General features: G+C 75.1%; 6 protein-coding genes. All 6 read right to left on the bottom strand.

Going from position 1 to position 12,818, the window contains the following annotated elements; all coding sequences use genetic code 11:
• Window positions 1-96: 96 nt before the first annotated feature.
• Window positions 97-2,880: an aconitate hydratase gene (locus tag MXD60_RS22120; protein ID WP_248821255.1), complete on the bottom strand. Its 2,784-nt coding sequence runs from the start codon at window positions 2,878-2,880 to the stop codon at window positions 97-99.
• 428 nt (window positions 2,881-3,308) lie between these two features.
• Window positions 3,309-5,234 (bottom strand): glycosyltransferase, encoded by a 1,926-nt coding sequence (locus MXD60_RS29005; RefSeq protein ID WP_283098783.1) that lies wholly within the window; start codon window positions 5,232-5,234, stop codon window positions 3,309-3,311.
• Window positions 5,231-6,229: a class I SAM-dependent methyltransferase gene (locus tag MXD60_RS22105; protein ID WP_248821254.1), complete on the bottom strand. Its 999-nt coding sequence runs from the start codon at window positions 6,227-6,229 to the stop codon at window positions 5,231-5,233. Before MXD60_RS22105 ends, MXD60_RS29005 begins: the two co-directional genes overlap by 4 nt.
• On the bottom strand, window positions 6,226-9,291 hold the full coding sequence (locus tag MXD60_RS22100) for an O-antigen polysaccharide polymerase Wzy (protein ID WP_248821253.1): 3,066 nt from the start codon (window positions 9,289-9,291) through the stop codon (window positions 6,226-6,228). Before MXD60_RS22100 ends, MXD60_RS22105 begins: the two co-directional genes overlap by 4 nt.
• 225 nt (window positions 9,292-9,516) lie before the next feature.
• Complete coding sequence (locus MXD60_RS22095) at window positions 9,517-10,809, bottom strand: glycosyltransferase (RefSeq protein ID WP_248821252.1); 1,293 nt, start codon at window positions 10,807-10,809, stop codon at window positions 9,517-9,519.
• Window positions 10,806-12,599: a glycosyltransferase family 4 protein gene (locus MXD60_RS22090; protein WP_248821251.1), complete on the bottom strand. Its 1,794-nt coding sequence runs from the start codon at window positions 12,597-12,599 to the stop codon at window positions 10,806-10,808. Before MXD60_RS22090 ends, MXD60_RS22095 begins: the two co-directional genes overlap by 4 nt.
• Window positions 12,600-12,818 lie beyond the last annotated feature (219 nt).

Raw genomic sequence — 12,818 nt, 5'->3', positions numbered from 1 at the left:
GCGCGCGGTGGGGGGGGGCGGGGGGGGGGGGGGCGCGCCCGCCCCGCCTCCCCCGGGGGGGGCCCGCGTCCCCGCACGTGCGTAGGCGGCGGTGTGCTAGAGCAGCGAGCGCAGGACGTACAGCAGGATGCCGCCGTGGCGGTAGTACTCCGCCTCACCGGGGGTGTCGATGCGCACCACCGCGCCGAAGGACTTCTCCCCCGCCTGGACGGTGATCGTCGGGGTCTTCTCGTCCACGTCGGCGAGACCGGTGATGGTGAAGACCTCCTCGCCGGTCAGGCCGAGCGACTCGATCGACTGGCCCTCGGGGAACTGCAGCGGCAGCACGCCCATGCCGATCAGGTTGGAGCGGTGGATCCGCTCGTAGGACTCGGCGATGACGGCCCGCACGCCGAGCAGCGAGGTGCCCTTGGCGGCCCAGTCCCGCGACGAGCCCGAGCCGTACTCCTTGCCGGCCAGCACGACCAGCGGCACGCCCTCGGCGGCGTACTTCTGCGCCGCGTCGTAGATCGCCATCTGCTCACCCTCGGGCAGGTGGCGGGTGACGCCACCCTCGACGCCGGGGACGAGCTTGTTGCGCAGCCGGATGTTGGCGAACGTGCCACGAATCATGATCTCGTGGTTACCGCGCCGCGAGCCGTAGGAGTTGAAGTCGCCGGGGGCGACGCCGTGCTCGGTGAGGTAGCGGCCGGCCGGCGAGTCCTTCTTGATCGAGCCCGCCGGGGAGATGTGGTCCGTGGTGACCGAGTCACCGAGGACGGCCATCACCCGGGCGCCGATGATGTCGGTGCGCGCCTCGGGCTTGGCGGCCATGCCCTCGAAGTACGGAGGGTGCCGGACGTAGGTGGAGTCGGACACCCAGGAGAACGTCCGGGACACCTCGCCGCCGTCGCCGATCGGCAGGGCCTGCCAGCGCTCGTCACCGGAGAGGTCGGCGTAGTCCGACTCGAACATCTCCGACTGGATCGCGTCGGCGACGACCGCGGACACCTCGGACTCGCTCGGCCAGATGTCACGCAGGTAGACCGGCTGGCCGTCGGTGCCGGTGCCCAGCGGGTCGGTGTCGAGGTTGATGTCCATCGTGCCGGCCAGCGCGTAGGCGACGACCAGCGGCGGGGACGCCAGGTAGTTCATCTTGATGTCGGGGCTGATCCGGCCCTCGAAGTTCCGGTTGCCCGAGAGCACGCTGACCACCGCGAGGTCGGCGTCGTTCACCGCCGCGCTGATCTCCTCTGGCAGCGGCCCGGAGTTGCCGATGCAGGTGGTGCAGCCGAAGCCGACGAGGTTGAAGCCGACCTTGTCCAGGTACGGGATCAGCCCGGCGCGCTCGTAGTAGTCCATGACGACCTTCGAGCCCGGCGCCAGCGTGGTCTTCACCCACGGCTTGCGGGTCAGGCCCTTCGCCACGGCGTTGCGGGCCAGCAGCGCCGCACCGATCATGACCTGCGGGTTCGACGTGTTGGTGCAGGAGGTGATCGCGGCGATCGCCACCGCGCCGTGGTCGAGCTCGACGACGGTGCCGTCCGCGAGGGTCACCGGGGTCGGGCTGGACGGGCGGTCCGCGACCGGCCCGGCGACGGCGTTGACCGACACCGGCGCGTCCGACGGCTTGTCCGCGAAGGCGGCGGCCGGGTCGGAGGCGGGGAACGACTCGGCGTCGGCTTCGTCCGCGCCGCCGTTCGCGAGCGTCACGGCCTTGGCGTAGGTGGGCAGCGCCGCGCGGAACGCCTGCTTCGCGGTGGACAGCGGAACCCGGTCCTGCGGCCGCTTCGGGCCGGCCAGCGACGGCACCACGGTGGACAGGTCCAGCTCGAGGGTGGTGGTGTACGTGGCCTCGTGGCTCGGGTCGAGCCAGAGCCCCTGCTCCTTGGCGTACGCCTCGACCAGTGCCACCTGCTCGGCCGGGCGGCCGGTGAGGCGCAGGTAGTTCAGCGTCTCGCCGTCGATCGGGAAGATCGCGCAGGTGGAGCCGTACTCGGGGCTCATGTTGCCGATGGTCGCCCGGTTGGCGAGCGGGAGGTTCGCGACGCCCTCGCCGTAGAACTCGACGAACCGGCCGACGACGCCGTGCTTGCGCAGCTGCTCGGTGATCACGAGGACCATGTCGGTGGCGGTCGTGCCGGTGGGCAGCTCTCCGGTCAGCTTGAAGCCGACGACGGTGGGGATCAGCATGCTGACCGGCTGACCGAGCATCGCGGCCTCGGCCTCGATGCCGCCGACGCCCCAGCCGAGGACGCCCAGGCCGTTGATCATCGTGGTGTGGCTGTCGGTGCCGACGAGGGTGTCCGGGTAGGCCAGCGTGCCCTCGGCGGTGTCCTTGGTGAACACGACCCGGGCCAGGTATTCCAGATTGACCTGGTGCACGATGCCGGTGTTCGGCGGGACCACGGTGAAGTTGTCGAACGCCGCCTGCCCCCAGCGCAGGAACTGGTAACGCTCCCGGTTGCGGTTGAACTCCAGCGTCGCGTTGAGCTGGAACGAGTCCGGGCCGCCGAAGTGGTCGGCGATGATGGAGTGGTCGATGACCAGCTCGGCCGGCGCGAGCGGGTTGATCTTCGCCGGGTCACCGCCGAGGGCGGCCATCGCCTCGCGCATGGCGGCGAGGTCCACGACGCACGGGACGCCGGTGAAGTCCTGCATGATCACCCGGGCGGGCGTGAACTGGATCTCCTGGCTCGGCGCCGCCGACGGGTCCCAGTTCGCCAACGCCCGGACGTGGTCCGCGGTGATGTTGGCGCCGTCCTCGGTGCGCAGGAGGTTCTCCAGCAGCACCTTCAGGCTATAGGGGAGTCGATCGGCCCCGGGCACCGCGTCCAGCCGCCTGATCGTGTAGGTGCGGTCACCTACCGCGAGCGATCCGGTACTGCCGAAGCTGTCCATCGTTCTCCTCCTCGTCACCCGCCGTCCGTCACCTGCGGACGACGAGGCTCGCCACCATGGCCACGCCCCTGCGGCAACGCCATGGCGACGCCGCCGGCGGCGGACCCATGGCGCACGGGCCGCCCGCGACATCGGCCATCCTCGGCCGGCTGGTCTCCATCCTGGCATTCCTCGTCGACAGGTATCGCCGCCGAGGGTCTGTGACACAGCCGACGCGGCCGGGATGCCGGCTCGGCAACCGAGCGCCTTTTTATTTAGCAACGCTAATGATATCAGATCGACACCCGGGCGGATCGGCCCCGAGCTGGGCCGCGAACCGGCCCGGGAGGACCTCCCGCCCGCGCCGCGGGCTCCTCCCAGCGGTACCCGCCGAACGCGCCAGCATCCACCGCCCCCGGACCGTCCGGTGCCAAAGGTGGCGGGGCGATCTACTCGGCGAAGCTGAACAGGTCGGATCGTGGCTGCTCGACATCCGCCGCCAGCGCAGCTCCGAACCGCTCCAGGAACACCTCCCGCTTGCGCCGCGGGCTCATCGCACCGGTGCCCTGCGACAACGCCAGCATCCGCCGCTCGAAGGACGCCACGTCGGTCGCCACCCGCGCCGGCACCCCGGCGACCAGGCGCCCGGCGGGAACGTCCCTGGTCACCACCGCTCCGGCCGCCACCACGGCGTCGGAGCCGATCGTGACCCCCGGCATGATGATCGCGTTCAGGCCGAGGAACACGTCGTCACCGATCCGGATCGGTGCCACGACGTCGATGTCGGGGTGCCTCGGACGCATCCGGGCGGCCGCCCCGTTGTGGGTCAGGAACCGGACGCCGCCGGCCATCACGACCCGGTCCCCCAGCCTGATCAGATAGGGCTCGGCACCGAACGTGGCAGCGGTGACCTCGACGAGTCGGCAGTCCGCACCGACCCGCACACCGATCCCGCGGGCATAGCCGACCGGGTCGGTGCGCAGCTGGTAGGTCCGCCGCGTCGCCCGCAGCACGCGCACCGGCAGGGCGGGAAGCATGGTCGATCGGACCCGCTCCACCAGTCCGGGCGCCGTCCCCGCCGGCCCAGGACGGACCGGCGGTGCCGCCGCCGGGCCGGAACGCGGGCGCGCCGCGGCACCGGCGCCGCGCCGTGGCGGCCAGCCGGGAACCGCCCGCGCCACCCGGCGGAGCGTGTCCCGCCGAGCCCGCCGGCCGGACGCGGCGGCGTGCAGCGCGGCGACCACCTCGTGACTCAGAGCCCGCCGGTCGAGCAGCCGCTCGGCTCGCTGGCGGGCCGCCACGGACCGTCGGCGCGCCGCGGCGGTACGGCGGTCGGCCGCGGCGTCCCGCAGGCCGTCGGCGATCCCCGCGACATCGCCGAGGCCGACCAGCCAGCCGGTCTCGGCATCGACGAGTTCGGGCAGGCCGCCGGCGGCGGTGGACACCGACGGCACCCCGCAGGCCGAGGCCTCCCCACCCGCGCCGTAGCTCTCCGACCAGGACGACACGACGTTCACGTCCACCGCGGCGTAGTAGGGCGACACGTCGGTGACGCTCTGCACCCAGCGGATCCGGTCCGCGCCGGGCAGCGTCGCGGACCACGCCCGCAGCCGATCCCGGTACTGCTCGCCGGCCTCGCCGTAGCCGCCGCCGAGCAGGATCAGGGTGCCCGTACCGCCGCGTTCGACGAACCGGGCCCACGCCGCCAGCAGCACCTCGTGTCCCTTGACCCCCTGGCCGGGCCGCACGAGCCGTTTCGGCGGGTAGAAGTACGCCACACAGACGGCGACGAACTCGTCCGCCGGCAGACCGAGTTCGGCGCGGGCCGCCCGGCGCCGCTCCTCGTCGGCCGGGGTGAACCGCGCGAGGTCTACCCCGTAGGACAGGGTGCGCAGGCGGTGCGCCGGCACGCCGAGCGCCGCGTACCGCGTCGCGATGTCGCCACTCGACGCGATCAGCAGGTGGTCGAGCCGGCACAGCACCCGTTCGACCCGCCGGATCAGTCCGTTGTCCAGGTACAGCGGCCCGGCGACCATGTGCACCCGGGTGATCCGGGTGCCCAGCGTCGCCAGCCGGGCCGCGAGGGCCGAGGCGTACAGGTGGTAGTGCACGACGTCGACGTCGAGTCCGCACAGCAACGTCCGCAGCCGCCGGACCCCCGCGAGCTGCGCGAGCGGTGACCCGCCGCGCAGCGGGGCGGGACTCTCGAGGACCTCGACGCCCTGCGCCGTCAGTTCCCGCGCCACCCTGCTGTCGGCGTGGTGCGGCGACGGCAGCAGGACGACGACCTCGTCGCCCGCGGCCCGGGCGGCCAGCACGTGCGGGATGATCCACAACGGGCCGTCCCCGGTCTTCACCAACGTGGCGATCCTCATGCCGAACGCTCCTCCCGAACGGTGGTCGAACGGTCCGCCGGGACCGCGGTACGCCCCGGCCGCGCCGGCCGCGACGGGTCCGGGCGCCGGGCCACCCACAGGCAGGCCCGCCCGGACAGGTGGGCGGCGCCGAGCAGGTCCAACCCGGCCTCCAACGGCCGCAGCCGCACCCGCTCGACCCGGGCGGCGACGGCCCGCCCAGGCCCGGTGAACTCCAGCACGGTGGCCAATGCTCCGTAGGGGTGCGCCCGCACCCGCTCGAAGCCGACCTCCCGCAGCACCACGGTCAGCTCCGCCGGGGTGAACGCGTACTGGTAGAACTCGCCGGCTCCGGGCGGCGGGGCGGCGGCGCCGGCCGCGCGCCCGCGCGGGCCGAAGCCGAGCCTCGGGCCCGGCCGCAACAGTGGACTGAACCGCAGCAGTGGACTGAAGCAGGGTGTCGAGACCAGGGCGATGCCACCGGGCCGCAGCACCCGCAGGGTCTCGCGCAGCACCTCGTGCGGGCCCTCGACGAAGTGCTCGCACACCCCGGGCGAGTAGACGGCGTCGTAGTGGCCGTCGGGCACGTCGAGCCGGCGGACGTCGCCCTGCCACACCCGCATCCCCGGCGCCGCAGTCCGCAGCCGCTCGACGGTGCGCGGCGCCCAGTCGACGGCCTCGGCGGTGTGGCCCCGGGCGGCCATCGCGACGCTGAACTCCCCCGGCCCACAGCCGGCCTCCAGCACCCGGCCGCCCGGGCGCAGGTAGCGGCGCACGGCCCGACGCAGGTGCGGCGGGAGATGGCCGGCGCGGGCCCGGCGGTAGTCCACCGCCTGCTCGTCCCACAGCCGGTCCCAGAAGTCGGCGTCGGCGGCCTGCCGGTAGAAGACCAGCCGGCCGCCGTGCGCGCCCGGCTGGACGACGAGAGTGGCCCGCGGCCGGTCCCCCGGCGACGGCGGTGGCGGAGGCGGAGGGGACGGGGTCGGTCGGTCCGTGCCGGAGAGGTGGGTGGTCACGATGATCCCTTCCCGAGGATGGCCGGCGGTCCGTCCAGCCGTGGTTGTTCGGCGGTCCGCGGCGCCGGGGTGGCGCCCGGCTGGAAGCCGGCGGGGACCAGGGCGAGCTCCCCGCGCAGCGCGAGGCGGGTCAGGACGGACATGAGGGTGTAGGCGAGCATGCTCGCGATCGCCCCGCCGGCCGGTCCGAGCCAGGGCACGAGGACGGGATAGGTCGCCACCGACAGCAGCAGTCCGACCAGCCCGACCCCGCCGGCCGCCCGGGTGCGGCCGAGACCGGTCAGTACCCGACACTCGATCAGGAACGGCGCCAGCAGCAGTTCCGCCACCAGCAGCAGCCGCATCGGTGTGACGGCCCCGGCGTAACCCGGCCCGAACAGGGTGCGCAGCAGCCACGGCGCGAGCAGCACGAGCACGCCGGCGGCGACCAGCAGGACCACGCAGACCCCGCGGGTCGCCCGCGCCAGCGCCGGCCGGGACAGGTAGCCCCGGGCGGCCCGGTGGAACACCACCTGGCCGACGGAGCCGGACAGCAGGCGCAGCGCCTCGCAGGTCGCCGACGCGATCGAGTACACCGCCGCCGCGGCCGCCCCGCCGAACGCCGCGACGAGCAGGCGGTCGAACCGGAAGGCGACGGTCGCGCCCACGTTGAGCCCGAGCGCCGGCAGGCCCTTCCCGATCAGCAGCCGCCACGCCACCTGGTCGCGCCGCGGGCGCGTGGACATCCCCGACCAGGCCAGGGCGGCCACGCAGACGGCGGCCTGCGCGGCCCAGCCCAGCGCCATGACCAGCAGGATGTGGACCAGGGAGGGGTGGTGCGGCCCGACGACCAGCAGCCCCAGCTGGACCAGTCCGGTGCCGGCGACGATCCCGGCGGCCAGTCGGATCGAACCCGCGGCGTTGAGCGCGTCCAGGGTCTGGGTCGCGAGCATGTTCGCGGCGGCGAGCAGCGCCGCGGCGATCACCAGGCCCGCGTCGATCCGTGCCCCGCCGGACAGCGTGAGCACCAGCATCGATGCCCCGGTGATGGGGACGACGGCGATCGGCGTCATGGCCAGGGTCAGGCCCAGGTAGTCGCCGAGGGAGACCGGTGGGTCGGGCAGTCCGAAGTAGTGCCGGAACGCGACGTTGGTGCCGAGCCCGCCGACGAGCGCGCCGAACGCGGAGACGGTGAGCACCACCACCAGCACACCGCGGCCGGCCAGCGGGAGCATCCGCGCGGTGAGCACCGCCTGGCCGAGACTCGCGACGGCCGCGAGGCCCAACAGGCCGGTGATCACCGCGCCGGCCCGGCCGATGGTGGGCATGTGGTGCGGCCGGGCGTCCCCCCGCGCCCGCGCCCGCGGCACCGGCACCGGCACCGTCGCGGGGGCCGACGCCGGCACGGTCGGTGCCGCGAGGGCACCCGGCGCGGGCAGCCGTACCGACGGCCGGCCGCGGGGCCGGCCGGCCCGAGCGCCCATGGACGGGCCGCGCCGGCTGCCCGAGGGCGCCGGTCTCGGCGGCCCGGCGGCCGCCGGGGCGTGACGGTCCGCGATCGCCCGGCGGGTGGCGGCGTCCCGGGCGGCCTCGATGGCACGTCGCCGGGTGACGCCGACCTCCGCCATCCTGATCAGGCCCAGCACGGCCAGCCCGAGCAGCACCTGGGACGGGACGGCCGCGAACGCGTTGCGCACCTCGACGACCAGGGGAACCAGCAGGACGAGGCAGGCCGTCCCGGTCCGCCGCGTCGACCGGCCATGGTCCATCCAGGCCACCGTGAGGCCGGTCAGCAGCAGGAACATGACAACCCCGGTGGCGCCGAAGTTGTAGTAGGCCTCGGCGATCGGGGACCCTCCGATCGGGCCTTCCCGGTTCATGATCAGCACGTTGAACAGCCGCTCGTCGCTGAACTGCGACGGTTGCGGGTGGCCCAGCAGCCGGCCCTCGACGAACCGGTCGAGCTGACCGTAGAAGGTCGACCCGGGCGGCGGACGCTCCCCGAGCTCGTCGCGCCATTCGAGGACCGAGCCGATCGGGCGGATCGACGCGCCGAGTTCCGCGATCCCGTCGACCGGGCTGAACGTGATGGTCTGCAGCCGGACGGCGGACAGGCCGGACTCGCGGATCTCCCGCAGGCCGCCGATGAACGCGAGCAGCAGGACCGCGCCGACGAGCACCACCACGCCGCGCACGACGACGCGCCGGCGGGCCGCCACCGCCGCCGCAGAGACCGCCGGGAACATCACCTCGCCGCGCAGGCCGAGCGGCAGCGCCACGACCGCGAACACCGCGAACAGCACGACCGCCGCCCGCCGCCAGCGACTCGGCCCGCCGATGACGGCCAGCACCAGGCCCAGGCCCATCCCGAACAGCACGTAGGGGACCGCGGGGGCGCGCAGCGCGGTCTGTCCGACGTCGGAGTACGAACCGAAGAGCAACCCGAGCCCGCCGGTGGCGACCACGGTCGCGACCAGCCCGACGACCGAGACACCGAGGAGCACGAACCCGGCGGGCGCCCGCAGGTCCGGCCGCCGGACGACCTCGTCGGACGCGGGCGGGTCGACGTCGGCCACCGGGTTCGGCCGGACCGCCCGCCAGCAGGTCAGCGCCGCCACCCCGACGGTGGCGCTGACGACCCCGAGCGTCGCCACCGCGAACAGCCTGCTCATCGGGAACACGGACAGCCAGCGGAAGTCGTACTGGGCCCGAATCCGGCCGAACGAGGTGTCCGTGGCGAACAGCGCCGCCACCCCGAAGTGGAACACCGACAACGTGATCAGGTACACCGACGAACACGCCCACACCCCGCGCGGCTGCGCCCGCACGCACAGCACCACGCAGGTCACGACAACGGCGACGGCCACCCGGGCGGCGCTCCGCTCGGGCAGCGCGGCGAACGACGACGACCAGGCCGCGACGACGAACAGCGCGAGCGTGCAGCCCGCGAGCGCCAGCCCGGCGGGCCGGCGGACGGGTGGCGGCGACGCGGCGCGGGCGGCCACGCCACGGCCGGGGGCGGCGGCCCGCACGGCGGACGCGGCGGACGCGGCGGACGCGGCGGACGCGGCGGACGCGGCCACGCCCGGACGGGGCGGGGCAGCGACCCCTCGGCGTGCGGGCTGCGCGAGCGAGCTGTCGGGACCCACGGACGGACGGGGGGCGGCCGCGGCCGGCCTGACCGCGAACCCGTGGGTCCGGGGCTGTCGCGGCGGAACCAGGGACGCCGGAACCAGGGGCGGCCGCGCGCTGCGGCGTGCCGGGTCGGCCTCGGGGGCTCCACCGGCTCGGGTCGGGGCAGGCATCGCCTAGGACCACACCGCCGTGATGTCCCGCTGCCAGTTGTCCATCGTGAACGGGGACCGGCGCAGCAGCCGCATGGCCTCCCGCCGCTGGTCGATGGTCGGCGGGAACGCGGTGAGCATGTCGGCGGTGTCCGCCCAGACGGCGTCCGAGGCGCTGAGCGGCAGCGTCGTCACCCCGGGCAGCAACCGGGCGATCTCGGTGACCCCGGGCAGATCCGCGGACAGCACCGGGGTCCCCACCGACAGCGCCTCCAGGACGACGGTGGGCATGCCCTCGTGGCGAGAGGTGACCAGCAGCAGCGAGCAACCGGTGAGCAGCCGCGGGATCTCCCGGACCTCGCCGGTGAACTCGACGTACGCGGTGACGCCGAGCTGGTCCGCGAGCGCGGTGAGCTCGGCCGTCTCGGCGGCGTCCTGGCGGCCGACGACCCGCAACCGCGCCGGGACCGACCGGGACCGCAGCGCGGCGAGCACCTCGATCGCGCGGCCGCGGTTCTTCAGCGGGTCCGGGCGACCGATGTGGGCGATGGTGATCGTGTCCTCGTCGTGGTCGGCGGACTCCTCGGCGCGGCGGCGCGCGGCGATCGCGACGCCGGAGGGCTCCAGCTCCACGCCGTTGTAGACGACCCGGCAACGCTCGTCGAGCCGCCAGTTCTCCCGCCACAGTCCGCGCATCGCCGCCTCGCTCACGGCGACGATGTCCGTGGCGAACCGGTCGAGCAGCAGGCGGCCGAACGCCCGCTGCACCCGCCCGCGCAGGCTGTCGCCGTGCCGGTCGGCGCTGCTGACGAAGTAGGCCACCCGCCGTCGCACCCCGCCGAGGCGGGCGAGCGCCAGCACCACCCCGGAGAAGGTCGCGACGGCGGAGTGGACGACCTCGGGCCGCACCTCGCGCAGCAGGCGCAGAAACCGCCAGGGGAACATCAGGTCGACCCGGCAGTAGTACACCTCGCTGCCGAGGTCCCGGATCTCGGCGTCGAGCGAGCCGCGGGCACCGGAGGTCACGGCGAACTCGAGGCGGAACTCCTCCGGGTCGAGGCGGCGCAGCAGGTTCACGGCCCGCAGTTCCACGCCGGCGCGGTCCATCCGGCCCAGGACCTCGACCACCCGCACCGGTCGGCGGGGCCGGGCCGCGCCGACCGGCCCCGCCGGGTTCACGGTCGGACTGTCCCGCGGCGGTGCGGTGTCCGGTGCGCCGTGCTCGGCGGGCGCGAGCGGTCCGACCGGCGGCGCGGCCGGCCGGTGGTCGAGGCCCGAGCCGCCGGCCGCCGTCGGCGGTGCGATTTCCGGGGTCATGACCGTCCGTCCGTCGATCGTGCGGTGCCGGCGGTGCCGGCGGTACCGGCGGTACTGGCGGTACTGGCGGAGCCGGCCGTGCCGGTGGCGCCGGGCGTCGGGCGTGGCGCGGGTTTCGCGCTCGTCGCCCGCGACCCACCACGGCCACCGCGGCCGGCCTGGGCCGCTTTCACGCTCTCCCGCCTGGCCCGTGGCTCCGGCCCGGGGGCACCCGCCAACGGTCTGGGCCGCCTCGCGCGCTGGGCGGGAACCGCAGCCGGGGCCGGCGGGGGCAGCGGCGCGGTTCGGCGCAGGGGAACGGCGGGACGCAACGCCCCGGCGGGATCCATCGCGTGGCCGGGAACCGGCTCGTCGACACCGCGCGACGAGCCGGCCGGGCCCCCGGTGGGGCGGCCGCCGGGCCGGGGGGGGGGGGGGGGGGGGGGGGGGGGGGGGGGGGGGGGGCGGGCCCGCGGCGCGCCCCCCCCGCGCCACCCCCGCCCCGGGCCCCCGGGGGCCCGGCCGACGGCCGGGGCGGGCGTGTCCCAGGCGGCTATCGCCGTGTAGAAGGCCCGGGCCCGAGCGGCCATCCGTTCCCCGCGGTAGTCCTCGGCGACGGACCGGTTGCGGGTCGACATCGCCGCGAGCAGGTCGGGTCGCAGCAGCACCTCGGCGATGCGCACGGCGAGGGCCAGCGGATCGTCCGAGGGGACGAGATCCTGCGGCGCGAGCAGTTCCGGGATGCCGCCGACAGCGGTTGCGATCGCCGGCACGCCGCGGGCCATCGCCTCGATGAGCACGCGCGGCAGGCCTTCGGTCCGCGACGGCAGGACGAACAGGTCGGCCGCGTCGAGCACGGCGCGGATGCCGGCCCGGTCGAGAGTCGGCACGAACTCGACGATCGGGGTCAGCACGGACCGCTGGGCGGCGCGCCGGAGCTCACCGTGGTGCCGCCCGGTGCCGACGATGACCACCCGCACCCGGTGCCCCCAGGTGTCCAGCAGCCTGACCGCCTCCAGCAGCACGTCATGGCCCTTGTACCGGCGGTCCTGCGAACCGATGGTCACCAGGGTCGCCGGGACGGGCGGTCGGGACGACAGCGGCCGGGCGGCGGGGGTGAAGTCCTCGGGCCCGAGGCGGCCGTAGGCGTAGTGGGCGGTGAGGGCGTCGGCGGCCGGCGGGTAGCGCCGTTGCAGCGTCTCCCGGGTGACGTAGCCGACCGCGCGGGCGGCGCCGGCGCGGCGCGCCATCCAGCGGTGGGCGGCCGGGCGGGCCCAGGCGCCGAACATGCCGCCGGCCACGGCCTCGGCATCGCCGATGACCTCCATCGCGTACGGCAGCCCCCGTCGGTGCACCGCGCGGATGAGCGCGGCGCCGACCAGCCCGGGCATCACGGCCAGGTAGCGGGTGTCGACGATGTGCGGTGACCGGCCGGCCGCGGGCAGCGTGGCCGGGTCGGCCGCGCGCTGGAACAGGGTCGGCGCGAGCGGCCCGCCGCCGGCGAGTCCGGCGGAAATCACGGAGCGTAGCAATCGGCGGGTGCGGAGGTAGCCCGCCGGCCCGAGGTAGGGCGGCACCGCGACCACCCGGACTCCGTCGCCCTCTACCGGGAAACCCTCGTCCCGCGGCGGTGCGGCGGCGGGGTCGGCGGGCGTGGGGACCGCGGGGCCGACTCGACCGAGCACGACAACCTCCTGGTAGGGGCCTAGGTAGGAGATCCAGTGCTGGTACGCCTCCCCGGGAGTGCGGGCCAGCACGGTGTCGTGGAGCCCCCGGTGAAACCGTGCCTCTGTCGCGACGACAACCCGCATGGCACCTGCCCTTCGCCGTTCTCCCTCCAGGACGTGGCCAACCTACAGCCATCATCTGACTACATAGAGATACAACACTCACGGAGAGTTCAGGCGCGAAGGCATGAGAGCCGGCGGCCCGACCGCGAACGGGGGGGGGGGGGGGGGGGGGGGCGCCCCCCCCCCCCCCCCCCCCCCCCCCCGGGGGGGGGGGGGGGGGGGGGCGCCGCCCCCCCCCCC

Source organism: Frankia sp. AgB32, from assembly GCF_023243045.1.
GTDB lineage: Bacteria > Actinomycetota > Actinomycetes > Frankiales > Frankiaceae > Frankia.
The sequence above is the reverse complement of the archived record's forward strand: the minus strand, read 5'-3'. Positions and strand labels throughout refer to the sequence as shown.

What these genes read in the sequence shown, in the direction of transcription:
- MXD60_RS22090 (WP_248821251.1), bottom strand. Translation starts at nt 12,599, where the DNA reads ATGCGGGTTGTCGTCGCGACAGAGGCACGGTTTCACCGGGGGCTCCAC.
- MXD60_RS22095 (WP_248821252.1), bottom strand. Translation starts at nt 10,809, where the DNA reads ATGACCCCGGAAATCGCACCGCCGACGGCGGCCGGCGGCTCGGGCCTC.
- MXD60_RS29005 (WP_283098783.1), bottom strand. Translation starts at nt 5,234, where the DNA reads ATGAGGATCGCCACGTTGGTGAAGACCGGGGACGGCCCGTTGTGGATC.
- MXD60_RS22120 (WP_248821255.1), bottom strand. Translation starts at nt 2,880, where the DNA reads ATGGACAGCTTCGGCAGTACCGGATCGCTCGCGGTAGGTGACCGCACC.